Origin of the sequence: Noviherbaspirillum soli, assembly GCF_015352955.1 — a bacterium.
Taxonomy (GTDB): Bacteria; Pseudomonadota; Gammaproteobacteria; order Burkholderiales; family Burkholderiaceae_D; genus Noviherbaspirillum_A; species Noviherbaspirillum_A soli.
On sequence record NZ_JACYOX010000029.1, the window covers coordinates 18,923 to 43,989 of the forward strand.

Here is a 25,067-nt window from a genome sequence, read left to right on the forward strand (position 1 = left end):
GGCCGGGCTGGCAGGCGCCGGCCCGGCCGCAGCCGCGAATCGCCGCAGGCAGCATCCGCGCTACTGGATCAGCTCTTTGGCCTGTGCGACTTCGCTGCGATACGCCTCGAAGATATGGGCCAGCGCTTCCGCCATCGAGGTGGCTGGTTTCCAGTCGAGTTCCCGACAGGTCTCGGTGATCTTGGGCACCCGGTTCTGCACGTCCTGATAACCGTTTCCGTAATAAGCGTCCGAACTGGTTTCGACCAGTTGCACCTTGCCGGCCATTTCGGTGTATTCCGGATAATCCCTGGCATGGGCGAGCATCATTTCAGCCAGTTCGCGGATCGAGAAATTATTGTCCGGATTGCCGATGTTGTAGATCTTGCCGCTTGCCACGCCATTCTCGTTTGCAATGATTTTCATCAGCGCGGCGATGCCGTCGTCGATATAGGTGAAGGCGCGCTTCTGCCTGCCGCCGTCCACGAGCGAAATGTTTTCGCCGCGTACGATATGGCCCAGGAACTGGGTCAGCACCCGCGAGCTGCCCTCCTTGGCGGTGTGGATGGAGTCAAGCCCGGCGCCGATCCAGTTGAATGGCCGGAACAAGGTGAAATTCAGGCCCTGCTCCGCGCCATAGGCCCAGATGACGCGGTCCATCAGCTGCTTGGAGCAGGCATAGATCCAGCGCTGTTTCGAGATCGGTCCGTATACCAGGTTGGATTCGGCCGGGTCGAATTCCTGGTCGTCCACCATGCCATAGACCTCGGAGGTGGAGGGGAAAACCAGGTGCTTCCCATACTTCGCCGCAGAACGGACGATGGGAAGATTCGCCTCGAAATCAAGCTCGAAGACGCGCAGAGGTTCCTTGACATAGGTGGAGGGCGTAGCAATCGCGACCAGCGGCAGAATCACGTCGCACTTCTTGACGTGGTATTCCACCCATTCCTTGTTGATCATGATGTCGCCTTCAAAGAAATGCAGGCGCGGCTTGAAGGCTTCGTTGTCCAGCAATTCGGTAATGCGATCGGACATCATGTCCATGCCATAAACATGCCAGTCGGTCGTTTCCAGGATACGCCGGGACAGGTGGTGGCCAATGAAACCGTTAACGCCAAGTATGAGGACTTTTTTCATCACATCACTGCCAAAAATTAAAGTGTCAAAAGGAAACCATGGGTGAGTGGCAGGGGTGCATGCCGGGCTCCAGCACGTAGACCGTCCGCAGGACTGACGGTGCCACGAACCCGGCGACGACCCCGAACAAAAATGCCGTTTCATGCCTTATTGCCTGTCGTCCGAGAGCAGATGCAGCCTTGGCAAGGCAACGTTGGACTGGACAGAATACATGGCCGGCCATTGTCAATATTTGCCCTTCAGCATGGTGCGAGCCGTACCGGACACACTACCCGCCTGACCTGCGGTTGCCCGTGATTTTGCACAGAAATAAGGATAATACAAATATTTCCTGTCAGGAAACTGAAAATGGCCTGACAATTTGCTGACATTTGGTTTCTATGCGGAAACTACATGCTGTATATGAATTCGCCGGGCATCCAGCCTGCATCTCGGACCCGAGCCGGTCTGCGGCCGGAATTGCCGGTCAGGCTGCCTCGCCCTGTACGCTCAACAAGCCTGAGCGTCCCGGAACTTCTCCAGTATCGATGCGGTGGCATGGCAAACGTTCAGGATCGAGGCTCCGGTAGAGTTCGCCGAGGGACGTGATCCGGTAGCCCATTGCCTGCCAGGCGTCGAGCATGCGTTCCATCGCCGGAAGCAGGCGCATCCCTTCCAGCTCGGCATGCAGGGTGTAGACATGCCCGAACTCCCTTTCCTCGCCGCTTGCCGCGATCAGATGATGATGGACGTTTTCCGGCACGATGTCGCCGATGCCCAGCAGTTCGTCCAGCGTGGGCAGCGTGGTCGGAAGCTGGACGCATGCCAGCGCTTTCCCATCTACGACCGGGCGGAAAGGCGACCTGCCGCGAACGTCGGAGGCATACGCAAGCCCCAGCCTTTCTTCTTCAAGATAGGCGGCGGCATTCATCTGCCACCCGGCTGCGCCGTGGGTAGGCGCTGCATGTCCGAAGATTTCCCTGAAGCGGTCGGCGGCGAGATGGAACTGCCGACGTGTCCATGCCGGATCGGCGCCGGCCACGCCATCCTGCCAGCGGATATGGTCCCAGCAATGGATGCCCGTCTCGAACCCCGCCGCTTCGGTCATGCGCATGATGTCGGCCAGTGAGCGGCCAATGTCCGGCCCTGGCAGCAGGGTCCCGTACAGCAGCGTCTTCAGGCCATAGTGTTCCAGCACCGACGTGCGGGACACCTTCTTCATGAAGCCGGGACGGAACACCCGCTTGAGCGCCCGGCCGGTATGGTCCGGACCAAGGCTGAACAGGAAGGTCGCATTGACGCCGCGCGACTGAAAAAGGCGCAGCAGGCGTGGAACGCCTTCCCTGGTACCGCGGTAGGTGTCGACATCCACCTTCAGGACAATCGTTTTCATGATGGATCTGGAAGTAAGAAAGGCAGTGAACCGGCCGCTGCAATGCAGCCGGCTGCCTTTTGAGGAAACGGGTTAAAGGCCGGACCGCGCATTCTAATGCGGTTAGTTAATTCCTGTCATTCGTGGCCGGCAACCAGACAGTACTGACACCAGCACAGCAAGACATATGGCTACGGCTGCGTGGAGCCGATGCAGGAAAATTAACATTCCTGAAAACATTGTTAAAATTATATGACGTTTGCGTCGGAATTTATTACACAATTCCTGAGAGATACCGTTTTTTACAAGAAACAGTGTGTAAAAACAGATGCTTAGGAGTACTGGCACACTTTGTGCGATTGTCGGTTTCGTACAAGGGAGATCGTCATCAGAAGGGCTACAGAACCCGTTCGCTGACCCAAAATCTTATGAGGCTTTTCATGACCAAAATGACTTTTCGCGTGACACGCACATTGGCTGCGATCGGGCTGGCGGTAGCCGCTTCGTCGAGCCACGCGCTTATCCTGGCGGGACCGGGTGATTTCCAGGGCACTGGATTGGGAGCAGTCAATACCATCCTCACGTTGAACAGCCCTGCCAATTCCACGACAGAGAGCGGTGCCGTGCTCTGGAACGGCTCCGCCACCACGACCACCGGCGATGTCCCCAATGGCGCGTCGCAGTCCGGGACGCCGACGCTGGGCAGCCTGGGCGTGACCAGCCCGTCTTCCCTGCGCATCGTTTTCAATCCGAACGAGCCGGCCAGTGCCAGCAGCTTGACACTGACCGATCTCTCGCTGCGCATCTTCGGCCCGGCTGGCGGCTCGCCCCTGTTCACCTCCAATCCGTTCACTGCTCTGCCGCTGGACGCCACCGACCGGGGCATAGGCAATGCCGGCTTCGTATTCCAGTTGAGCGCGGATGAAATCACGCGTGCGACCAGCGCCTTTGGTTCTGCCAACAACCGGATCGGCCTTTCCGCGACGATTAACAATGTCCAGGGCGGACCGGAGACCTTCTTCGCGGTGAACTTTGCCCAGGGCGGCGGAGGCGGCACCGGCAACGGCGGCGGCGGCAATGCCGTTCCCGAGCCGAGCACCGTGGCGATCTTTGGCCTGGGCCTGGCCGCGCTGGGTTTCATGCGCCGTCGTAACAAGGGCTGAGACTGACAGCGCCTGAGGGCGCTGGTTTTCCTAACCCCGCACAGGGCTGGCGATTCCAACGCCAGCCCTGTTTGTCTTTACCCTGTGGGCTTTCCCGCTGCCGGCAAAGGCCGCGCAGGCTCCCGGGCGCGATCAGGCGCGAGCCGTTATGCTTGCGGTTTGGCGCAATCGGCGCCGCAACGCAGGCAGAGCAAGGGAGGCGCCATGTCATGGCTGCTGCAAATGATCGAGCAGTACGGCATCGCCGCTGTATTCGCCAATGTGCTGGTGGAGCAGGCCGGCGCGCCGATACCGGCTTATCCGACGCTGGTGCTGACCGGCGCGCTCGCCGCTGATGGCCGGTATGCCGCATCCACCCTGCTGATGGTGGCCGTGCTGGCCGCGCTGATCGCGGATACCGGCTGGTATCTCGCCGGCCGCCGTTATGGCCGCGGCATCCTGGCCTTGCTGTGCCGGCTTTCGCTGTCCGCCGATTCCTGCGTGCGCCAGACCGAGGGCGCGTTTTCGCGCTGGGGCGCGGCCTCGCTGATGGTGGCCAAATTCATTCCGGGCTTTGCCTCGCTGGCCAGCGCGCTGGCCGGCGCTACCGGCACCGGCACGCTGGCCTTCCTGCTGTTCGACGCCATCGGCGCCGTTCTTTGGGCCGGTTCGGCGCTGTACCTGGGCACGCTGTTCAGCTCGACCGTGGATGACCTGATGCGGGTGCTGGATCAGCTGGGCCGCGGCGGCCTGGCGCTGCTGGCCCTGGTGCTGGCGGTCTTCATTGCCGGCAAATGGTGGCAACGCTATCGCTTCATGCGCTCGCTGCGCATGGCGAGAATCTCGGTCGACGAGCTGTACGAGATGCTGCAGCAGGGCGAAAAGCCGCTGGTGGTGGATGTGCGCGCCCCGCAGTCGCAGGCGCAGGGACGCATTCCCGGCGCCATCACCATCGGGCCCGACTTCAGCGAATTCGTTGCCGGCGACATTCCGCTTGCCGACGAGGTCATCGTCTATTGCGCCTGTCCGAACGAAGCCTCGGCTGCGCTGGTAGCCAGGGAACTGCTCAAGCGCGGCTATACCCGCGTGCGTCCGTTGCAGGGCGGCATCGATGCCTGGCGCGAAGCCGGCTATGCCACTGACGGCACGCATTGATTGATTGATTGATCGATTGCACGGAGGCACAGGCCCGACCCGCCAGGCCCGTTGTCGGCTTCCTTTACAGCGCGCGCCGGCAACAGGCTGATCAGGCCGGGTTTTCCGCAAGAAAGCGTTTGACGAAATCCAGCGCTGAAATCACGCCCAGCAGATCATGCTGGCGCATCACCACCACATGATGCACCTGCCGCTCCAGCATCTGCCGCGCCACCTCGGCGGCCGGCGTATCGGCATCGACCGCAAGCGGCTTGTAGGCGCAGACCTGCCAGGCCTTCAGGCGCCCGGTATCCTGGCGCGCGGCTTCCAGATGCAGGATGTCGGCGGCGCTGATAATCCCCAGCACCGTGCCGCCGGCCTTTTCCGTCACGGGCACGAAGGACAGCCGGTGCTGGTGCATGGTGGCAGCCACTGCGGCGACGGTCTGGTCCGCCTGCGCCGTGACTACCGGCGTTGTCATCAGATCAGCGGCGCGAAGCGTCATGGTCTTTCTCCTTGTGCATGGGGCGAGGCCGGCGGCCGCGGCGGGATGCCGAGCTGCTGCTCCGCCTCCAGCAGTGTCCTGATCGTGCGGATCACCGAGTCCGGGTTCAGGCTGATGGCGTCGATGCCCTGTTTCACCAGAAAGGCAGACAGCTCCGGATAGTCCGAAGGCGCCTGGCCGCAGATGCCGACATGGCGGCCGCAGCGCCGTGCGCCTTGAATCGCCAGGCGCAGCATTTCCAGCACGCCGGGGTCGCGCTCGTCGAAATCGAAGGAAACGATTTCCGAGTCGCGGTCCACGCCCAGCACCAGCTGGGTCAGGTCGTTGGAGCCGATGGAAAAGCCATCGAACAGCGCGGCAAAGGCGTCGATCTGGAGGATGTTGTTCGGGATCTCGCACATCACATGGATTTCCAGGCCGTCCACGCCGCGCGCCAGTCCCATGGCTGCCATCGCGTCCAGCACCCGGCGCGCTTCCTCCACCCGCCGGCAGAACGGAATCATCAGCCGCACGTTGTCCAGCCCCATGTCGGCGCGTACCCTTTTCATTGCCCGGCATTCCAGCGCGAAACCGTCCGCATAGGCCGGGTGGGTATAGCGGGCCGCGCCGCGGAAGCCAATCATCGGGTTGGCCTCGACCGGCTCGAACCAGCGGCCGCCGGGCAGGCTGGCATATTCATTGGTCTTGAAGTCGGACATGCGCACAATCACCGGCTTGGGATAAAAGGCCGCGGCGATGGTGCCGACGCCTTCCGACAGCCGGGTGACGAAATAGTCGGCCGGGCTGGCGTAGGCGCCGGCCAGCGCGATGATGCGCTCGCGCTCGGCCGGGTCGTCGACCCGCTCCGGATGGGCCAGCGCCATCGGATGCGCCCGGATATGCTCGGCCACGATGAACTCCATGCGCGCCAGGCCGACGCCGTCATTGGGCAGAAAGCTCAGCTGGAAGGCGAGGTCCGGGTTGCCGATGTTGATCATCAGCCGCGTGCCGGGCATGGGCAGGGCGGAGAGGTCGGTGCTGGTCTTGTGAAATGGCAGCGCGCCGGCATAGACCCGGCCGGTGTCGCCTTCGGCGCAGGAGACCGTGACCTCGTCGCCGCTGCGTATCTTCTCGGTGGCATCGTCGCAGCCGACCACGGCCGGAATGCCAAGCTCGCGCGCAACGATGGCAGCATGGCAGGTGCGCCCGCCGCGGTTGGTCACGACGGCCGCCGCCTGCTTCATCACGGTGCCCCAGTCCGGCATGGTGGTGTCGGCCACCAGGATCTCGCCGCGCTGGAAGCGGCCGAGTTCGGAGACGTCGGCCACCACATTGGCGCGCCCCGACACCACCCCGCGGCCGACCGCGCGGCCGCTGGCGATGGCGACGCCGCCGCCCTCCAGCACGTATTCATCCAGCATGGCCGAGGACTTGCGCGAGGCCACGGTTTCCGGCCGCGCCTGCACGATGTAGAGCTGGCCATCGATGCCATCCTTGGCCCACTCCACATCCATCGGCGTGGGCTGTCCGGCGCGGGCGCTGTAGTGGGCCTCGATGCGCATGGTGGCCTCGGCCAGCTCCAGCACTTCGGCGTCGCCGATGCAGAAGCGTTGCCGTTCCTGGCGCGCCACCGGCATGTTGCGGGTGGTGTCGCGGCCGGCGGCGCGGGCATAGACCATGCGGATTTCCTTGCCGCCCAGCGTGCGCCGCAGCACGGTCCGCCTGCCTGCCTGCAGCGTGGGCTTGAAGACATAGAATTCATCGGGGTCCACCGTGCCCTGGACCACGTTCTCGCCCAGGCCATAGGCCCCGGTGATCAGCACCACGTCGCGAAAGCCGCTTTCGGTATCAAGGGAAAAACTGACGCCGCTGGCGGCGAGGTCGGCGCGCACCATCTTCATCACGCCGGCCGAGAGCAATACCTTGAAGTGATCGAAGCCATGTTCGATGCGGTACATGACGGCGCGTTCCGTGAACAGGCTGGCATAGCAGCGGCGCACCGAATCCAGCAGCCTGGCCTCGCCGCTGACATTGAGAAAGGTTTCGTGCTGACCGGCAAAGCTGGCGGTGGGCAGGTCTTCCGCGGTGGCGGAACTGCGCACGGCGACAGTGAGGGCCTCCCCGTACTGCTGGCGCAGAGCCTTGTAGGCATCCACGATCTGGGTTGCCAGTTCCGGGGGCAGTGGCGTGCCGTACACGATCTCGCGCGCCTCGTGGGCACGGCGGGCGAGGTCGTCGACATTGCCCGGATCGAGCCCGTCCAGCGCCGCATGCAGCCTGTTCCATGCGCCGCCCTGTTCCAGCGTGACGCGATAGGCCTCGGCCGTGACGGCAAAGCCGTTCGGCACCCTGACGCCCTGGGCGCCAAGCTCGCGGAACATTTCGCCTAGGGAAGCATTCTTGCCGCCGACCAGCGGCACGTCGCCCACGCCAAGCTCGGCAAACCATCGTATGAAAGTCATCGCATCGGCGCTCCTTCCTGGTCCGAAGGCGGGATGCGATGCAGGGCCTGCCGGCCCGCGCGCGCATGGTATGCGCCTTGTCCGGCTTCAGGATAGCCGAGCCGCTGCCGTCACCATCGTTTCGCGCAGCGGCGCTTGATGTGCGTCAGAGCGCATCAAGCGCCACGCATCAACAGCCGCCGATCAGGCCGGGGCTGATCGGCGGCCGTTAGCATGCCTTACTGCGACAGCGCCTTCACCATGCGGTACATGAACTCGCGGCCGTCGTACAGCCGCGGTATCGCTACCCGCTCGTCCAGGCCGTGGGCGCGGGCGTCGCTTGGTTCGCTGAAGATGCCGGAGACGCCGTACATCGGGATGTTGGCGTTGCGCATGAAGCGGCTGTCGGTGGCGCCGGTGCTCATCGCCGGTATCACCGGCACGCCGGGCCACATCTGCCCGGTCAGCTTCTCGATCACGCCGGTCACGTCGGGACGCAAGGGCGAGGCCGGGCTGCGCAGCGGCGGGTTGCTGGCGACCATGGTCAGGCGCTCGCCGCCAAGGACCTTCTTCAGCGTGGCATCCACCTCGGCCGGATCGTCATGCGGCAGGATGCGGCAGTTGACGACCGCCTTGGCCGATTGCGGCAGCGCGTTCTCGGCATGGCCGGCATTGACCTGGGTCGCCACGCAGGTGGTGCGCAGCAGCGCGTTGTACAGCGGCGTGGCCGAGAGGCGGTCGATGGCGGCATCGCTGCCCTTGCCGGAGGCGACCGCGCGCATGTCGTCGGCGCGCTGGCCGGTCTCGAACTGCGCGCTGCGCTCGAAGTAGGTGCGGGTCACTTCCGACAGCCTGGCCGGGAAACGGTGGGCGCCAAGCCGGTTCAGCGCGGCGCTCAGCTCATACATCGGATTGGTGGCGGTGGGCAGCGAGCTGTGGCCGCCGACATCCTTCACTTCGATCTTGTAGGTGGTGTACATCTTCTCGGCCACCTGGACCCGGTGCAGGATGGGCTTGCCCTGGTTGAGCTGGCCGCCGCCGCCTTCGTTGATGCCGAACTCGGCATCGATCGCGGAACGCTGGTTGTTGACCAGCCAGAAGGCGCCGTTGCTGGGGACATCGCCCAGTTCCTCGTCCGCCGTGAGCGCCAGGATGATGTCGCGTTCCGGCATGAAGTTTTCTCGCTTCAACTGGGACAGGATGGAGACGAAGGAGGCCGCCATGGCCTTGTCGTCGGACGAGCCGCGGGCGGTGAAGTAGCCGTCGTCTTCCTTGAGCTTGAACGGGTCGGTCTTCCAGTCCTCGCGCCTGGCTTCCACGACGTCGATATGGGCCAGCAGCAGCACCGGCTTCTTGCTGCCGGTGCCGCGGTAGCGCGCCACCAGATTGCCCTTGCGCGGATACGGCTCGAACAACTGGATATCCTCCGGCCTGAAGCCTGCCGCCAGAAGGTGCTTCTGCATGGCCTTTGCCGCTTCGGTATTGTTGCCGCTGGAATGGGTGGTGTTGATCTCGACCAGCTCCTTGTAGATGTCATGGAAACGCTGCTGTTCCGCGGTGAGTGGCGTGTCGTCCGGCAGGTTCTGGGCGCCGGCCCAGGCGCTGCCGGCCAGCGCGGCGGCAATGGCGGCGGCAATGGCGGCGTTCATGAGGACTTTCTTCATTGGTTCTTGTCTCCGTGTGATGGCTGATGGCTGATGCCAGGGCGCAAAGTGCGCGCGGCGCAACACTTTAGCCCAAAGCCACTGCTGCCGTAAGTGACGCCGTCTCCTGCGCCTCAGGCCGGGAGATCGCGATAGACCAGCACCGGCACGGGCGAGGCCGACACCACCTTCATGGTCACGCTGCCGAGCAGCGCCTGCTGCCAGCCGCCACGGCCGTGCGAGCCGATGAAGATCAGGTCGCACTGGCGCTGGCGCGCGGTGTCGAGCAGGGATTTGGCGACCGCATCGGAAAACAGCATCTCGCCGGAAAACGCAACGCCTGCCCCGGCTGCGGCCTTGCGCATTTCGTTGAGATAGGTTTCGCCGACGGTGCGCATCGAAAGCCGGTATTCCTCGTCGCTCAGATAGCAGGGCGGCATGGTCTGGATATAGATCGGGTAGCGGAATTCGGGCGCAACAAAAACGCCCACCACCTCCGCGCCGAGCTTGCGCGCGAAACGCATGCCGGCCAGCGTGGTGGCGGCGGACGCGGGCGAGCCGTCGGTGGGGATCAATATCCGGGAAAACATGAAGCGACCTTAGCAGCCGTCGGAAGCGCGGTCTTGACGCCGCGCAATCCGGAAAAACCATCCGCCTGATTACATGGCTTGGTGGGACACCAGGCACACCAGGGACAGCCATGCATGGATTTCTTTTCGCAACCGGCATAGAGAACAGCTATCCGACCATACGCCAGCCGGACGGCAGCGCCAGGCGGGTGGACGAAATGCAGAAGACCGACCACTATGCCAGGTACCGGGAAGACTTCGCGCTGGCCAGGGAGCTGGACGTGGATCTGCTGCGCTACGGGCCGCCGTACTACCAGGTCCATCGCGGCGCCGGCCGCTACGACTGGGAATTCACCGACCAGGCTTTCGATGAAATCAGGCGGCTGCAGATCACGCCCTGCGTCGACCTGTGCCATTTCGGCCTGCCGGACTGGCTGGGCAATTTCCAGAACCCGGAATTCCCGCGCCACTTTGCCGACTATGCGCGGGCCTTCGCCATCCGCTTTCCATGGGTGAGGCTGTACACGCCCATCAACGAGATGTATGTGACCGCGCACTTTTCCGCCAAGCTCGGCATATGGAATGAATGCCTGACGGACGACCGGGCCTTCATCACCGCCAGCAAGCACATCGCCAGGGCCAACATCCTGGCCACCGAGGCGATCCTGGAGGTGCAGCCGGCGGCGCGCTTCATCCAGAGCGAGTCGTCGGAATACTTTCATCCCTCGCATCCGGACGCCGTGAAGCTGGCCCGGCACATGAACGAGCGGCGCTTCCTGTCGCTGGACCTGTGCTACGGCTATGACTTGTGCGCAACCATGTACGAGTACCTGCTGGACAATGGCATGACCCGCGAGGAATTCCATTTCTTCCTGGACCACAACATCCGGCCGGTCTGCATCATGGGCAATGACTACTATGCGACCAACGAGCATGTCGTCCATCCCGACGGCAGCACCCAGCAGTATGAAATGCTGGGCTACTACGTGATCACCAAGCAGTACTATGACCGCTACCGCCTGCCGGTGATGCACACCGAGACCAACAACCGCGACTATGCCCTCAACGAGAAGGATGCCCGTTCCTGGCTGGAACGCCAGTGGGGCAACCTGGTGCGGCTCAAGGAAGACGGCGTGCCCATCATCGGCTTCACCTGGTACAGCCTGATCGACCAGGTGGACTGGGACAGCCTGCTGGTGAAGGACGATGGCCAGGTCAACCGCTATGGCCTGTTCAGCCTGGACCGCAAGATCAGGCCGGTGGGCGAGCTGTACCGCGACCTGATCCGCACCTGGCGGGGACGGATCTCCAGCGGCATGCTGTCGATGTACTAGGCCCTGCGACTGGCCGTGCAATCGATTCAGAGCCCGCCGGCTTGCACGTGATCATGCGGGCAGCGACCACGGCATCACACCGGCTTGACATGTCCTGTCTTTCCGTTGGTACCATGGAGCACTCATAACAACAGGAGGAGACACCATGCCACGCAAGATGCTTGCGGCAATGATCGCGCTCGGCTTCGCAGCCGGCGCCCAGGCGCAGTCCCGGCCAGCGGAGGCGATTTCCAACGACGTCGTCAGGATCGGCCTGCTGCTCGACATGAGCAGCCTCTATGCCGACATCACCGGCACCGGCAGCGTTGCCGCCGCACAGTTGGCCATCGAGGATTTCGGCGGCAAGGTGCTCGGCAAGCCGGTCGAACTGGTCCATGCGGACCATCAGAACAAGGCCGACATCGCCGCGTCCAAGGCGCGCGAATGGTATGACCGCGACAAGGTCGATGCGATCCTGGATGTGGCCGCATCCGGCCCCGCGCTGGCGGTGGTGCCGATTGCAAAGGAAAAGAACCGGATCGCCGTCTTCAGCGGCCCCGGCTCGGCGCGGCTGACCAACGATGCCTGCACCGCCGTCACGGTGCACTATGCCTACGATACCTATGCGCTGGCCAATTCCACCGCGCGCGCCGTGGTCAAGAATGGCGGCGACAGCTGGTTCTTCCTGACCGCCGACTATACCTTCGGCACCACGCTGGAAAAGGATGCGAGCGACGTGATCCGCGCCAATGGCGGCAAGGTGCTGGGCTCGGTGCGGCATCCGCTGAATGCCTCGGACTTTTCTTCCTTCCTGGTGCAGGCGCAGGGCTCGGGCGCCAAGGTGATTGGCCTGGCCAATGCCGGCGGCGACACCATCAGCGCGATCAAGGCGGCGCGGGAATTCGGTCTCACCACCTCGGGCAAGCAGAGCCTGGCCGGCCTGCTGGTCTATATCAACGATGTGCATACGCTGGGCCTGGACGCGGCGCAGGGCATGCTGCTGACCACCGGCTTCTACTGGGACCATGACGACGAAAGCCGCAAGTGGTCGCGGCGCTTCTTCGAGAAGACGAAGAAGATGCCGAACATGAGCCAGGCCGGCCTGTATTCCTCGGTGATGCATTACCTCAAGGCGGTGAAGGCGGCCGGCACCGACGAGACCGGCGCGGTGATGCAGAAGATGCGGGAAATGCCTATCAACGACATGTTTGCGAAGAATGGCCGCATCCGCGAGGATGGCCGCATGGTGCATGACATGTATCTGTACCAGGTCAAGAAACCGTCCGAGTCGAAGGCGCCCTGGGATTACTACAAGCTGGTGTCGACCGTCCCTGGAGAACAGGCTTTCCAGCCGCTGAGCGCGTCCGCCTGTGCGCTGGTGAAGAAGTAGCCGGACGGGGCAGGCGAGTGAGGCATCGGGGCGGGAATGCCGCCTCGATATTGGTCTACTTTCACAACAAGCCGTGCTCTGCATCCATCCCTATCGGCCAAACCCGGCACCGGGGCGCTCTGCCTGATGGCCGCGCTGGCGTTCAGCCCCCGGCGGCGGCGCGCTGGAAGTCGCCGCCGAGCGCCTTGATCAGGAATACCGACGACAGCAGCCGCTGGCCGGCAAGCTGCGCCACCTGGCGCTGCGCGGTCAGCAGGTTCTGCTGCGCGCTGATCAGGTCCAGGTAACTGGCGACACCGCCCTCATAGCGCGCGGTGGCCAAATCCAGCACCCGGGCCGCGCTGTCGCCGGCGCGCAGCGCCTGCGCATGCGCGCGTTCCAGCGAAGCCATGCCGCTGATGCCATCCTCGACTTCCTGCATCGCCGTCAGCACCACGCGCCGATAGCCCGCGACCGTGGCTTCATAGCCGGCCTGGGCGCCGGCCTGGTTGGCGCGGATGCGGCCGGCATCGAACAGCGGCTGGGCCAGCGACGCGCCTAGCGACCACAGCAGGCTGGGCGCATCGAACAGCGCCGGCAGGGCGCGCGATTCCATGCCGCCGGCGGCGCTCAAGGAAATGCTGGGATAGAAGGCCGCATTGGCCACGCCGAGCTGGGCATTGGCCACCGCCATCGCGCGTTCTGCGGCGGCGACGTCGGGCCGGCGTTCCAGCAGGTCCGAGGGCAAGCCCAGCGGCACCGCTGGCACCAGCGGCGACTGCGCCGGCAGCGCCCGCGGCGCCAGCGTGAAGCCGGGCGCGCCGGCGCCGGTCAGGGTGCCGAGCGCATGCTCGAACTGGGCGCGCTGGCGCTTGAGCAGGTCGACCTGGGTCAGGGTGCTGTCGAGCAGCGCCTGCTGCTGCGCCACGTCCAGCCCCGACACCGCGCCGAGGTCATGCCGGTCGCTGGCCAGCTCCAGCGCGCGCCGCTGCAGCGACACCGAGCGCGCCACCACGTCCAGTTCCGTGTCGACGGTGCGCAGGTTGAAGTAGGCGGTGGCAACGTCCGCGGCCAGCAGCAGGCGGGCGTTTTCCAGGTCGATCGCGGACTGCTCGGCCGACGCGGTGGCGCCGGCGATATTGCTGGCGATGCGGCCGAACAGGTCGGCTTCATAGCTCACGCTCAACTGGGCGATTGCGTCGTTCTGCACGGTGGAGAAATTCGGCGACCTGTAGTTGGTCAGCGGCCGGTTGGCCGAGATGCGCTGGCGCGCGCCGCGCAGGTTCAGGCCCAGCTGCGGATAGCGCGCAGCCAGCGCCGCATCCAGCGCGGCCTGGGCCTGGGCCAGGCGCGCGCCGGCCAGCGCCAGCGTCGGGCTGTTGTCCAGCGCGCGCTGCTGCAGCGCATCGAGCTCGGCATCGCCGAAGCGCCGCCACCACGAGCCGCGCGCGGCGCCGTCATCGGGACGGGCTTCGCGCCAGGGCGCCTCCAGCGTCCATGCGGCCGGCAGGTCCAGCGCCGGCCTGCGCATCTCGGGAGGCGCGGCGCAGCCTGCCAGCAGGGCGGCGCCGGCGAGGACGCCGGCCAGGCGGTATGGCCGCGTCATGGCGCCGGCCGGGTCTGGCTGCCGTTGCCGGCCTTCGCGGCCGGGGCATCGGCAACCACCTCGACCAGGTCGTTCTCGGCCAGCGCATCCGGCGGATTCAGCACCAGCCGGTCGGCCGGATCGACGCCTTCCAGCACTTCCACGGTCTGGCCGAAGTTGCGGCCGATGCGCACTGGCTTCAGATGAACCCGTCCCGCCTGGTCCACCGCTGCCACCTTTGGCCCGGCACTGCTGAAGATCAGCGCATTGGTCGACATCGTCAGCGCCGAACTCGTCACCGGCAGCGCCACCTGCACATAGGCGCCGGGAAGCAGCGCATTGTCGCGGTTGGGCAGGCCGACCTCGACCTGCATGGTGCGGGTCGCGCTGTCGATCGCGGCGGCGGTGCGTTCCACCTTGCCTTCGAAGTTGCGGCCGGCCAGTTCGGGCTGGCTGACCGTGACCTTCTGGCCGGCCTGCACCAGCTGGGAATAGGACTGCGGCACGTTGACGTAGATGCGCAGCGGATCGGTCTGGGTCAGCAGGAACAGCGCGCGGCTGGCGCCGCCGCCGGCATCGATCAGGTCGCCGACGTCGACATTGCGGCGGGTGATCACGCCGGCGAAGGGCGCGGTCACCCGCTTGAAGGCTTCCAGCTGGCGCAGCCGCTCGATGTTGGCATCGACCGCGGCCAGGTTGGCGCGCGCCTGTGCATGGGCGCTGCGTTTCTCATCCAGGTCCTGCTGTGACACCGCGTCCTTCTTGCGCAGCGCTTCCCAGCGTTCCATCGTGCTTTTGGCCAGCATCAGGCTGGCCGCGGTCTGCGCCCGCGCGGCGACAGCCTGCGTCAGCTGCTGGTCGATTTCCGGGGTCTCGATCTCGGCCAGCAATTCGCCCTTGGCCACGCGGCTGCCGATATCCCTGGTCCAGCGCTTCAGGTAGCCGCTGGCGCGCGCCGCCACCGGCGACTGGGTGTAGCCCTGCAGCGTGCCCGGCAGCACCAGCGGCTGCCCGGCAGCGCCGGCCCTGGGCGAGGCCACCCGCACATGCAGCTTGCCGTTGCTGGCAGCCACCGCCTCCAGCGCATGGGCATTCGACATGCGGCTGACCATGGTGCGCGCCGCGCCCAGGCCCAGCATAACCAGCACCACGGCCGCGCTGATCTTCGCGCGCCGCAGCAGCTGCCTGCGCTTGTGCATATCGGCGGCCTCGTCCTCGTGCGGCATATGCTGCGTCAGGCCGGAATGGCGTTGCTCGGACATGTAGTGCGTCTCCTGTTGCGTTTTAGTGAGCGGCCGGCAGCATGCCGGCGCGCGCCGCGTGTCGGGCTGCCAGGCGCTGGTGGACGGCCGCGTAGACCACCGGCACGAAGAACAGCGTCGAGACCGTGGCGAACAGCAGGCCGCCGATCACGGCGCGCCCCAGCGGCGCATTCTGCTCGCCGCCTTCGCCGATGCCCAGCGCCATGGGGATCATGCCGATGATCATTGCCAGCGCCGTCATCAGCACCGGCCGGATGCGGGTCGCGCCGCCTTCCAGCGCCGCGGCAAGAATCGGTATGCCATCGGCGCGCCGCTGCCGCGCGAAGTCCACCAGCAGGATGCTGTTGGCGGTGGCCACGCCGACCGTCATGATGGCGCCGGTCAGCGCCGGCACGCTCAGCGTGGTGCCGGTGATGAACAGCATCCAGGCAATGCCGGCCAGCGCCGCCGGCAGCGCCGCGATGATGATGGCGGCGTCGATCCAGGACTGGAAGTTCACCACGATCAGCAGGTACACCAGCACGATGGCCATGGCCAGGCCGGCCAGCAGGCCGGCGAAGGAGGACTGCATGGTCTCGACCTGGCCGCGCACCGCGACCTGGCTGCCGCGCGGCAGCCTGGAACGGATCTTCTCGACTTCGGCATTGACCTGGCGCGCCGCGCTGGCGAGGTCGGTGCCCTGCACGCTGACATAGAGATCAATCACAGGCGTGATGTTGTAGCGCGAGACGATGGGCAGGCTCTGCGTCGGCCTGGCCTCGGCCAGGTTGCCCAGCAGCTGCGGGGTGGCGCCCGGCGCGGCAGCGCCTGCGGCCACCGGGATATTGAGCAGCGCATCGAGCGAATCGACGCGATATTGCGGCGCCTGCACCGCGACGTTGTAGACCACGCCGTTCTGCGGATTGAGCCAGAAGGCGGGCGCGGTCTGCGAGCTGCCCGACAGCGCGATCAGCAGGTTCTGGCCGACATTGGCCACGTTCAGCCCGAGCTGCTGCAGGCGCGAGCGGTCGACCTGCAGTTCCAGGGTCGGGTTGTCCAGCTTCTGGTGCACATGCACGTCGACCGCGCCCGGTATCTTCCTGATCGCCTTGGCCAGTTCGCCGGCCAGCGCGGCATTGCCGGCGATGTTGTTGCCCGACAGTTGCACATCGATCGCGGCCGGCAGGCCGAAGTTCAGGATCTGCGTAATGATGTCGGCCGGCTGGAAGAAGAACTCCACGCCCGGAAAGCGGCGCGGCAGTTCGGCGCGCAGGCGGCTGATGAATTCCGTGGTGGGGCGGTGGCCTTCATGCAGCGACAGCAGGATCTCGCCATCCATCGCGCCGATGGTGCCGGCATTGCTGTAGGAGAGGTTGATGCCGCTGTTGGGCACGCCGAGGTTGTCCAGGATGGTGTCGAGCTGGTCGGCGGGGATGATCTCGCGTATCGCCGCCTCGACCCGGTCGGCCAGCAGCGCGGTTTCCTCGATGCGGGTGCCGGTGGGCGCGCGCATGTGCAGCCGGATCTGGCCGGCGTCGACGGTGGGGAAGAAGTCGCGGCCGAGGAAGGGAAAGAGCAGGGTGGAGAGCAGGCAGAAGCCGAGGAACATCATCAGGAAGCCGCGCCGGCGCGACAGCAGCGTCGACAGGATCAGCATGTAGGCGCGGCGCACCTGCTCGAAACGGCGGTCGAAGGCCCGGTACAGCCGTTGCAGCAGGCTGGGCTTGGCGCCATCCTGCGCGCCATGGCCGCGCATGAACAGCATCACCAGGGTCGGCACCAGGGTGCGCGAGAGCAGGTAGGAGGCCGCCATCGCGAACACCACCGCCTCGGCCAGCGGCACGAACAAAAAGCGCGCCACGCCGGATAGGAAGAACATCGGCACGAACACGATGCAGATGCACAGCGTGGCCACCAGCACCGGAATGCCGATCTCGCCGGCGCCGGTCAGGATCGCGTCTTCCAGGCTGGCGCCGAGCTGCATGTGGCGCTCGATGTTCTCGATGGTGACGATGGCCTGGTCGACCAGGATGCCCACCGACAGCGCCAGCCCGCCCAGCGTCATCAGGTTCAGGGTCTGGCCCATCAGGTACAGCATCTGGATGGACGCCAGGATGGAAAGCGGTATGGTGGCGGCGATGATCAGGGTGCTGCGCCAGTTGCCGAGAAAGAGCAGCACCATGGCGGCGGTCAGGCCGGCCGCGATCACCGCTTCGGCCACCACGCCCTTGATCGCGGCCTTGACGAACACCGACTGGTCAAACAGCGGCGTGACCTTGATGTCGGGCGACATCGTCTGCAGCGCCACCGGCAGCATCGCGCGCAGGTTCTCGACGATGTCCAGCGTCGAGGCGCCGCCGTTCTTCAGCACCGACAGCAGCACGCCGCGCTCGCCGTCGCGCCGCACCACATTGGTCTGCGGCGAGAAGCCGTCGCGCACCTGGGCCACGTCGCGCACATAGGTGGTGGCGCCGCCGGCGGTGCGCACCGGCATGTCGTTCAGGCCGGCGATGGCGTCGGGCGAACTGTTCATGCGCACGTTGTACTCGGTCTCGCCGAACTTGGCGGTGCCGGAGGGCAGGATCAAATTCTGGGTATTGACCGCATTGACCACGTCGATCGGCGCCATGCCGCGCGACTGCAGCGCCTGCATGTCGAGGTCGACCGAGATCAGGCGTATCTTGCCGCCGTAGGGGAAGGGGATGGCCACGCCCGGTATCGTCACCAGCTGCGGCCGCAGCTGGTTGACGGCGGCATCGAACACGGTCTGCTCGGGCAGCGAGGTGGACGACAGCGCCAGCTGGATCACCGGGATGCTCGACGCCGAGTACTTGATCACCAGCGGCGGCGTGATCCCCGGCGGCAGCTGCCGCACCTGGGTCTGCACCGAGGCCACGGTCTGCGCGATCGCGGTCTGGATGTTGGCAGTGGGCTGGAAGAAGATCTTGATGACGGTGACGCCCGACAGCGACTGCGACTCGATATGCTCGATGTCGCTGACGGTGGTGGTGAGCCCGCGCTCGGTCTGCGCCGCCACCCGCTGCCCCATCTCCTGCGCCGACAGGCCGTTGTAGTTCCAGATGATGCTGATGACCGGGATGTCGATCTCGGGGAAGATGTCGGTGGCCATCTTGCGCAGCACGAACGGCGTGGCAAGCAGGATCAGCAGCGCCATCACGATGAAGGTGTAGGGCCGGCGCAGTGCAAGTTGGACCATGGACATGATGGCGAGGCGGGCTGGGAAAAAATGGCCTTGATTATACTGAGTGCGGGCTATCTCGGTCGTTGCCCCTTGCGGGTAGCGTGGAACGAGCGCGCCGGCCAATGGTCGCGTGTTAACCGGCGGTGGCTGGCCATTGTTGAATATGGGTTAGGGAAGATCGGTCGCGCGCAATGACGGCGATCGATTGTGGCGCAAAAAGTAAAACACGCCCGCTTGCGGCAGCTTACAATTGTCGCGCCCATTCCCGATGCGCCGACGACTTTGACTTCCACACAACCGCTGCCATTCAGTTCCGCCGAAAAGCTGCGCTATCTGAGCAGTAACCTGCGCTCACTGCTGGTGTGGCCGCTGGTGCTTGGCGCCGTTGCCACGGCACTGTGGAGCGGCGCTTTCTGGATGATGGAAAACGAGAAGCGCGCCATCAGCCAGCGCGCCTTCGCCAATGCCTCGGCCCAGGCCAGGTCCTATGCCGAGCAGCTGGACCGCATCATCGGCCAGATCGACTACATCATGCTGAGCCTGAAGTATCACTGGCAGAAAAGCGCCGGCGACGTGCTGCTGGAAGAGCAGGTCAAGCAGGGCCTGGTGCCGGCCGCGGCCGGGCTGTCCATCACGATCGTCGATCGGCGCGGCATGCCGGTGACGAGCACGCTCGCGCTGGGCCGCAATGAGCCATCGATACGCGAGCGCGATTATTTCAAGGCGCATCGCGCAAAGGACCAGGGCCTGCTGTTTTCGAAGCCGGTCGATGGCATGCGCATGAAGCGCCCGGTGCTGATCCTGTCGCGCCGTCTAGACGATGCACAGGGCGCGTTCGACGGCCTGATCGTGGTTGCCATCGAGCCCGCCTACCTGACCTCGATCGCTGATTACACCGGCCTGGGCAAGGGCGACTTCATGGCGGCGCGCCGTGCCGACGGCGTATTCCTCGCCGCCCGGATGATCGGCGCCGAACCCGCCGCCGGCCCGGTGCTGAAGGAGACCCCGGCCCTGGCGGCGCCGGCGGGCCTGGAAAAGATGCCCGGCACCCGGTTCGTGGATGGCCGCGCCCGCTATGTCGGCTGGCATCATGCCCGCAACTATCCCATGGTCGGGCTGGTAGGCCTGGCGGAACAGAATCTGATGGTTGCCTATGAAGACCGCCAGCGCGAACTGCAGTTGATCGCGCTGGCAGCCAGCATTCTCCTGCTGCTGGTGGCCGGGACGGGCATGGGTTATTCCGCCCTGCGCGTGCTGCGCCGGGAATATGCAAGGGAAGTGGAGGCGGCATACCGGCTGGCGACCGAGAGCGCGCGCGAAGGCTTCTACATGCTGCGCCCGCTGTACGACGGCCAGCGCCAGATCGTCGACCTGCTGATCGAGGACTGCAACGAGCGCGGCGCCTTCTACCGCGGCCTGCAGCGCGCCCAATTGCTGGGCAAGCGCCTGTCGGCCACCGCGCCGCTGCTATTCCAGTCCCATATGCTGCCGGCCTGCCGCCAGGCGATGGAAAGCGGCTTTTATGAGGACGAGGTGTATGTGCCGCCGCATGAGAGCCGCGAGCCGCAATGGCTGCAGCGCCGCCTGGAGCGCTCTGGCATGGGCCTGGCCGTGACGCTGCGCGACATCACCGATGCCAAGCTGCAGCAGGAAACCATGCATCGCCTGGCCAATGCCGACCCGGTGACCATGCTGCCCAACCGGCACTGGCTGATGCAGCATCTGCCGGACACCCTGGAGCAGGCGCGTGCCGCCGGCATGCTGGTGGCGGTGATGTTCGTCGATCTCGACGACTTCAAGAATGTCAACGACACGCTGGGCCACGCCGCCGGCGACGAACTGCTGCGCGCGGCCGCGCTGCGCTTCAAGGCGCTGGTGCGTCCCGGCGACAGCATCGCCCGGCTGGGGGGCGATGAATTCACCATCATCCTGGCGTCGGCCCGCAGCGAGGAGGATGTGCTGCACGTGGCGGGGCGCCTGATTGCCGCGCTGGGCGACCCCTTCACGATCGGCGGCGGCGCCCGGCATACGGTGCAGGCTTCGGTGGGCATCAGCCTGTTTCCACGGGATGGCGACGACGGACCAACCCTGCTCAAGCATGCCGACATCGCCATGTATGCAGCCAAGACCGCCGGCAAGGGCAATTATTGCCTCTACCGCGCCAGCCTTTCCGAAGTCCTGCTGCGGCGGGTGACGCGCCAGGCCGAGCTGCGGCAGGCACTGGAAGCCGACCAGTTCGAGCTGTATTACCAGCCGCGCGTCGATGTAGCCAGCGGCGAAATGACCAGCATGGAGGCGCTCGTGCGCTGGCGCCATCCGCAGCGCGGCCTGATACCGCCGGACGATTTCATCAGCCTGGCCGAAGAGAACGGCCTGATCGTGCCGCTGGGCGAGCAGGTGATCGCCAAGGCCTGTGCCCAGCTGGCGCAATGGCGCGATGCGGGCCTGCCGGTGGTGCCGCTGTCGGTGAACGTGTCGGCACGCCAGATCGACCGCGCCGGCGTCAGCGCCTGTCTTGCCCGCTGCATGGCGCACCACGGCATCGACCCCAGCCAGATCGAGGTCGAGATCACCGAGTCGGCCACCGTGGCGCAGGAGGGCATGGCAGGCGCCGAGCTGGCGGCAATCCGCGCGCTTGGCGTGAAGCTGTATGTGGACGACTTCGGCACCGGCTATTCCTCGCTGTCGCAGTTGAAGCGGCTGGACATGGATGGCCTGAAGGTGGACCAGTCCTTCACGGCGCAGATCGCGAACGGCCCGGAAGACCTGGCTTTCTTCACCGCCATCCTGGCGATGGCGCATGCGATCGGCATGCGGGTCGTCGCCGAGGGCGTTGAAACGGCCGAGCAGCTGCAGCTGCTGCAGCAGCTGCAATGCGACGAAGCCCAGGGCTACTATGTATCAGCCCCGGTGCCAGCGCATGAACTGGCGGTGCTGCTGACCAGGCGCTTCCTGTTTCCACTGCCCTGACGGGTCCAGGCTCGCGTTGCGGCGCAAGCGCGGCGATGCCATGCCGCGGTACTGATGAGCCTGGCCTTAACCACAGTCTCTTCATGGCTTCATAGCAGTTGACGGTTTGTTGGAAGCATGTTTCCATGTGACGACTTCGACTATATCGAAGCGCAAGCGTGAGCGCGCTTGACGAGCGCCGGGCCGACAGGACCCAGTGCCTAAAAAGGAGACAGCAATGCACCCCAATCACAGATGGCGTTGGCCCGCCGCAGGCATGGCCGTGCCCTTTACCGCCGTCGCCACTGGCGACGCACACGCGTTCCGGGCAAGTTCCGGGACGACATCCGCCATTCCCGTCAAGAAGTGCTGAAGCACTCGACAATCCATCTATCCATCTATTAATCTGAGGAGACAAGCATGATGACGAAATTACTGCGGGCCTGCGTGGCCACCTTGGCGATCGGCCTTGCCGGAGTGGCCGGCGCCCAGAACCTGTCCATTGCCACCGGCGGCACCGGCGGCGTGTACTACCCGCTCGGAGGCGGCCTCGCGGCGGTGCTGTCCAAGCATGTGCCGGGCCTGCAGGCCACGGCCGAGGTCACCGGCGGCTCGGTGGACAACCTGAAGCTGGTCGGCTCCGGCCAGCCCTATGTCGGCTTCAGCATGTCCGACGCGGCGCAGGATGCCTACAAGGGCGAAGACAAGTTCAAGTCAAAGAAGATACCGGTGCGGACCATCGCCGTGCTCTATCCCAACCGCATGCACCTGGTGACGGTGGAGGGGCGCAATATCAGCAAGCTGTCGGACCTGAAGGGCAAGCATGTGTCGACCGGTTCGCCGGGCAGCGCCACCGAAGTGATGGCTTTCCGCATCCTGGAGGCGGCCGGCCTGGACAAGGACAAGGACGTCAAGCGCGAGCGCCTCTCGGTGGCCGAATCGGTCAATGCGATCAAGGACAACAAGATCGATGCCTTCTTCTGGGTTGGCGGCCTGCCGACCGCCGCCGTGACCGACCTGGCCAACACGCCCGGCACCAAAATCAAGATGGTCGACCATGCCGAGACCGTGCCCGTGATGAACAAGAAGTACGGCAACCTGTATGTGACCGACACCATCCCCAAGTCGATGTACCACGGCATGACCGCCGACAACCAGCAGGCGACCGTGATGAACATCCTGGTGGCGAACGAGAATATGGACGACAAGACCGCCTACAACATCGCCAAGACTATCTTCGAGAAGCGCGACGAGCTGATCGCGGTGCACAAGGAAGCGGAAAACTTCAAGCTGGAAAACCAGAAGACCAGCGCCACGCCGGTGCCGTTCCATCCAGGCGCCGCCAAGTACTACGCTGAAAAGGGCATCAAGCTGAACTGAGCGCCTCGATGCCAGCCTGCCCCGGCTGCGCGCTGTTGCGTGCAGCCGGCGGCCGGCAAGCCGCATGCTTAACAACACCGGAAACCTTATGACTGAAAGTAGCAAGCCGGACCCGGCGCTGGCCGCCGGCGTGGACGACGAGGCATTGAAAAAGGCGGAAGCCTACATCGAGGAAGAGGAAGGCGCTGCCAACCGCATGACCGGCTGGATTGCCGGCTTCCTGACCTTCACCGCCGTGGTGATGTCGCTGTTCCATCTCTACAGCGCCTATGCGATCGTGCCCACGCAGGTGCTGCGCCCGGTGCACCTGGCCTTCGTGCTGTTCCTGACCTTCCTGATCTTTCCGGTGGCGCGGCGCTTTCGCCACCGCATCATGTGGTGGGACTGGATCGCGGCCCTGCTGTCGCTGGTGATCATTGCCTACGCCATCATGGGCGGCGACGACTTCAACGACCGCAATACCATGCCGGAAACCTGGGACATCGTGCTTGGCGCGCTGCTGATGGTGCTGGTGCTGGAAGCGATGCGCCGCACCGCCGGCTGGATCATGCCGGTGGTGACGATCGGCTTCGTGCTGTACGCGCTGTACGGCGCCTACCTGCCGCAACCCTGGACCCACAAGGGCTATGCGCTGGGCCGGCTGGTGGGCCAGATGTACATGACGCTGGAGGGCATCTTCGGCGTGGCGCTGGACGTGTCCTCCTCGCTGATCATCCTGTTCACCATCTTCGGCGCCTTCCTGCAGTTCTCCAAGGCCGGCAAGTTCTATATCGACTTTTCCTTCGCCGCGATGGGCGGCAAGCCGACCGGCGCCGGCCGCACCGTGGTGCTGGCTTCCTTCCTGCTCGGCGGCCCTTCCGGCTCGGGCGTGGCAACCACGGTCACGCTGGGCTCGGTGGCCTGGCCGATGCTGCAGAAGGTAGGCTATGAACGCAACGCCGCCGGCGGGCTGCTGGCGGCAGGCGGGCTTGGCGCCATCATCTCGCCGCCGGTGCTGGGCGCGGCGGCCTTCCTGATCGCCGAGTTCCTGAAGATTTCCTATCTCGACGTGCTGCTGATGGCGGCCATCCCGACGGTGCTGTTCTACCTGGCGCTGTTCCTGATGGTGGAAATCGATGCGCGCAAGTACGGCATGGGCAATACCGTGTTCGCCAAGGCCGACAGCCTGTGGAACCTGACGCGGCGCTACTGGTTTCATTTCGTGTCGCTGATATCGATCGTGGTGTTCATGCTGCTTGGCTATTCGCCGGTGCTGTCGGTGTTCTGGGCCACCATCGTCACCTTCTTCGTCAGCTTCCTCGACCGCGACTGCGCGCTGCTGTCCTATGACCTGTTCCGCGGCAGGGGCTCGGTATGGCGCCACATCGTCGATTCGCGGCTGGTCAAGGCACTGGAAGCCGGCTCGGTCGGCATGCTCAACGTCGCCGCCACCTGCGCCGGCGCCGGCATCATCGTCGGCGTGGTGACACTGACCGGCCTGGGCCTGAAGTTCAGCTCCATCGTGATCAACTACGCCGGCGGCTCGCTGCTGCTGACCGCGGTCTATACCGCGCTGGTGGTATGGATCGTCGGACTGGCGGTGCCGGTGACGGCTTCCTACATCATCTGCGCGGTGATCACCGCGCCGGCCCTGACCAAGCTGGGCGTGCCGGACTTTGCGGCGCACATGTTCATCTTCTATTACGCGGTGCTGTCGGAAGTCTCGCCGCCGACGGCTTTGTCGCCGTTCGCGGCGTCGGCCATTACCGGCGGCGACCCGTACAAGACGACGATGCAATGCTGGAAGTACACGGTGCCGGCCTTCCTGCTGCCGTTCATGTTCGTGCTCGACAGCAGCGGGCAGGGCCTGCTGCTGATGGGGTCGACCAAGGCGCTGGCCAGCGCGAACTGGTGGTCCATCGCCCAGGTCAGCCTGACCGCGGCGGCCGGCATCGCGGCATTGGCGGCAGGGTTCCAGGGCTGGATGTTCATCCGCACCAATTGGCTTGAGCGCACGTTGCTGCTGGTGGCGGGATTCACTTTGGCTTATCCGGGGACGTTCTATGACTTGCTGGGATTGGGGCTGCTGATTGCGGCGGTGGTGATGCAGCAGTTGCGGGGGAAAAGTGTGGTGGCGGGGTCAAGGGCTGGTTGATGCAGTCTGGCAGC

General features: G+C 65.1%; 16 protein-coding genes. 7 read left to right on the forward strand and 9 right to left on the reverse strand.

Annotation, left to right across the window (positions count from 1 at the left end; all coding sequences use genetic code 11):
• Positions 1 to 60: 60 nt before the first annotated feature.
• Positions 61 to 1,116: a bifunctional UDP-4-keto-pentose/UDP-xylose synthase gene (locus IGW04_RS18450; protein WP_194714558.1), complete on the reverse strand. Its 1,056-nt coding sequence runs from the start codon at positions 1,114 to 1,116 to the stop codon at positions 61 to 63.
• A 466-nt stretch (positions 1,117 to 1,582) separates the two neighbouring features.
• Complete coding sequence (locus tag IGW04_RS18455; RefSeq protein WP_194714559.1) at positions 1,583 to 2,488, reverse strand: polysaccharide deacetylase family protein; 906 nt, start codon at positions 2,486 to 2,488, stop codon at positions 1,583 to 1,585.
• A gap of 419 nt (positions 2,489 to 2,907) precedes the next feature.
• On the opposite strand from IGW04_RS18455, the gene IGW04_RS18460 reads away from it, so the two are divergent.
• Together IGW04_RS18460 and IGW04_RS18465 are read left to right on the forward strand one after the other, a co-directional pair.
• Positions 2,908 to 3,630 (forward strand): PEP-CTERM sorting domain-containing protein, encoded by a 723-nt coding sequence (locus tag IGW04_RS18460; RefSeq protein ID WP_194714560.1) that lies wholly within the window; start codon positions 2,908 to 2,910, stop codon positions 3,628 to 3,630.
• Between the two features lie 204 nt (positions 3,631 to 3,834).
• Positions 3,835 to 4,764: a DedA family protein/thiosulfate sulfurtransferase GlpE gene (locus IGW04_RS18465; RefSeq protein WP_194714561.1), complete on the forward strand. Its 930-nt coding sequence runs from the start codon at positions 3,835 to 3,837 to the stop codon at positions 4,762 to 4,764.
• Positions 4,765 to 4,855: 91 nt separating this feature from the next.
• On the opposite strand, the gene IGW04_RS18470 is transcribed toward IGW04_RS18465, so the two are convergent.
• The 4 genes from IGW04_RS18470 to IGW04_RS18485 all read right to left on the reverse strand — a co-directional run bounded on the left by IGW04_RS18470 (position 4,856) and on the right by IGW04_RS18485 (position 9,901).
• Complete coding sequence (locus IGW04_RS18470) at positions 4,856 to 5,248, reverse strand: CBS domain-containing protein (RefSeq protein WP_194714562.1); 393 nt, start codon at positions 5,246 to 5,248, stop codon at positions 4,856 to 4,858.
• Positions 5,245 to 7,689, reverse strand: a complete 2,445-nt coding sequence (gene ppsA / locus IGW04_RS18475; RefSeq protein ID WP_194714563.1) for a phosphoenolpyruvate synthase — start codon at positions 7,687 to 7,689, stop codon at positions 5,245 to 5,247. Before ppsA ends, IGW04_RS18470 begins: the two co-directional genes overlap by 4 nt.
• 218 nt (positions 7,690 to 7,907) lie before the next feature.
• Entirely contained in the window at positions 7,908 to 9,332 is a 1,425-nt protein-coding gene (locus IGW04_RS18480; protein ID WP_194714564.1) for a M20/M25/M40 family metallo-hydrolase, read from the reverse strand.
• 113 nt (positions 9,333 to 9,445) lie between these two features.
• Positions 9,446 to 9,901 (reverse strand): universal stress protein, encoded by a 456-nt coding sequence (locus IGW04_RS18485; RefSeq protein WP_194714565.1) that lies wholly within the window; start codon positions 9,899 to 9,901, stop codon positions 9,446 to 9,448.
• Between the two features lie 110 nt (positions 9,902 to 10,011).
• Here IGW04_RS18485 and IGW04_RS18490 point away from each other — a divergent pair, with 110 nt between their 5' ends.
• Both IGW04_RS18490 and IGW04_RS18495 read left to right on the forward strand, forming a co-directional pair.
• Positions 10,012 to 11,214 carry a family 1 glycosylhydrolase gene (locus IGW04_RS18490; protein ID WP_194714566.1) on the forward strand — a complete coding sequence of 401 codons (1,203 nt, stop codon included), beginning with the start codon at positions 10,012 to 10,014 and terminating at the stop codon, positions 11,212 to 11,214.
• Between the two features lie 145 nt (positions 11,215 to 11,359).
• Positions 11,360 to 12,583 (forward strand): ABC transporter substrate-binding protein, encoded by a 1,224-nt coding sequence (locus tag IGW04_RS18495; RefSeq protein ID WP_194714567.1) that lies wholly within the window; start codon positions 11,360 to 11,362, stop codon positions 12,581 to 12,583.
• Between the two features lie 142 nt (positions 12,584 to 12,725).
• Here the strand turns inward: IGW04_RS18495 and IGW04_RS18500 are convergent, their stop codons facing one another.
• From IGW04_RS18500 to IGW04_RS18510, 3 genes are read right to left on the reverse strand one after another with little or no spacing between them, the layout of a single operon-like run.
• Positions 12,726 to 14,168: an efflux transporter outer membrane subunit gene (locus IGW04_RS18500; protein ID WP_194714568.1), complete on the reverse strand. Its 1,443-nt coding sequence runs from the start codon at positions 14,166 to 14,168 to the stop codon at positions 12,726 to 12,728.
• Positions 14,165 to 15,409 carry an efflux RND transporter periplasmic adaptor subunit gene (locus tag IGW04_RS18505; protein ID WP_194714569.1) on the reverse strand — a complete coding sequence of 415 codons (1,245 nt, stop codon included), beginning with the start codon at positions 15,407 to 15,409 and terminating at the stop codon, positions 14,165 to 14,167. Before IGW04_RS18505 ends, IGW04_RS18500 begins: the two co-directional genes overlap by 4 nt.
• A 22-nt stretch (positions 15,410 to 15,431) precedes the next feature.
• On the reverse strand, positions 15,432 to 18,611 hold the full coding sequence (locus IGW04_RS18510; protein WP_194714570.1) for an efflux RND transporter permease subunit: 3,180 nt from the start codon (positions 18,609 to 18,611) through the stop codon (positions 15,432 to 15,434).
• 261 nt (positions 18,612 to 18,872) lie between these two features.
• Between IGW04_RS18510 and IGW04_RS18515 the strand changes: the two genes are divergently transcribed.
• The 3 genes from IGW04_RS18515 (at position 18,873) to IGW04_RS18525 (ending at position 25,053) form a co-directional block, all read left to right on the forward strand.
• Positions 18,873 to 21,560 (forward strand): bifunctional diguanylate cyclase/phosphodiesterase, encoded by a 2,688-nt coding sequence (locus tag IGW04_RS18515; RefSeq protein ID WP_194714571.1) that lies wholly within the window; start codon positions 18,873 to 18,875, stop codon positions 21,558 to 21,560.
• Positions 21,561 to 21,959: 399 nt separating this feature from the next.
• Positions 21,960 to 22,919, forward strand: coding sequence for a TAXI family TRAP transporter solute-binding subunit (locus IGW04_RS18520; protein ID WP_194714572.1), 960 nt, complete (start codon positions 21,960 to 21,962; stop codon positions 22,917 to 22,919).
• A gap of 88 nt (positions 22,920 to 23,007) precedes the next feature.
• The gene (locus IGW04_RS18525; RefSeq protein WP_194714573.1) at positions 23,008 to 25,053 is read left to right on the forward strand and encodes a TRAP transporter permease; all 2,046 of its coding nucleotides are present in this window, start codon (positions 23,008 to 23,010) and stop codon (positions 25,051 to 25,053) included.
• Positions 25,054 to 25,067 lie beyond the last annotated feature (14 nt).

Excerpts from the sequence above, each read along its gene's own strand:
- IGW04_RS18525 (WP_194714573.1), top strand. The coding sequence starts at position 23,008 with ATGACTGAAAGTAGCAAGCCGGACCCGGCGCTGGCCGCCGGCGTGGAC.
- IGW04_RS18450 (WP_194714558.1), bottom strand. The coding sequence starts at position 1,116 with ATGAAAAAAGTCCTCATACTTGGCGTTAACGGTTTCATTGGCCACCAC.
- IGW04_RS18485 (WP_194714565.1), bottom strand. The coding sequence starts at position 9,901 with ATGTTTTCCCGGATATTGATCCCCACCGACGGCTCGCCCGCGTCCGCC.
- IGW04_RS18495 (WP_194714567.1), top strand. The coding sequence starts at position 11,360 with ATGCCACGCAAGATGCTTGCGGCAATGATCGCGCTCGGCTTCGCAGCC.
- IGW04_RS18465 (WP_194714561.1), top strand. The coding sequence starts at position 3,835 with ATGTCATGGCTGCTGCAAATGATCGAGCAGTACGGCATCGCCGCTGTA.
- IGW04_RS18470 (WP_194714562.1), bottom strand. The coding sequence starts at position 5,248 with ATGACGCTTCGCGCCGCTGATCTGATGACAACGCCGGTAGTCACGGCG.
- ppsA (WP_194714563.1), bottom strand. The coding sequence starts at position 7,689 with ATGACTTTCATACGATGGTTTGCCGAGCTTGGCGTGGGCGACGTGCCG.
- IGW04_RS18480 (WP_194714564.1), bottom strand. The coding sequence starts at position 9,332 with ATGAAGAAAGTCCTCATGAACGCCGCCATTGCCGCCGCCATTGCCGCC.
- IGW04_RS18520 (WP_194714572.1), top strand. The coding sequence starts at position 21,960 with ATGATGACGAAATTACTGCGGGCCTGCGTGGCCACCTTGGCGATCGGC.
- IGW04_RS18455 (WP_194714559.1), bottom strand. The coding sequence starts at position 2,488 with ATGAAAACGATTGTCCTGAAGGTGGATGTCGACACCTACCGCGGTACC.
- IGW04_RS18510 (WP_194714570.1), bottom strand. The coding sequence starts at position 18,611 with ATGTCCATGGTCCAACTTGCACTGCGCCGGCCCTACACCTTCATCGTG.
- IGW04_RS18460 (WP_194714560.1), top strand. The coding sequence starts at position 2,908 with ATGACCAAAATGACTTTTCGCGTGACACGCACATTGGCTGCGATCGGG.
- IGW04_RS18490 (WP_194714566.1), top strand. The coding sequence starts at position 10,012 with ATGCATGGATTTCTTTTCGCAACCGGCATAGAGAACAGCTATCCGACC.
- IGW04_RS18505 (WP_194714569.1), bottom strand. The coding sequence starts at position 15,409 with ATGTCCGAGCAACGCCATTCCGGCCTGACGCAGCATATGCCGCACGAG.
- IGW04_RS18500 (WP_194714568.1), bottom strand. The coding sequence starts at position 14,168 with ATGACGCGGCCATACCGCCTGGCCGGCGTCCTCGCCGGCGCCGCCCTG.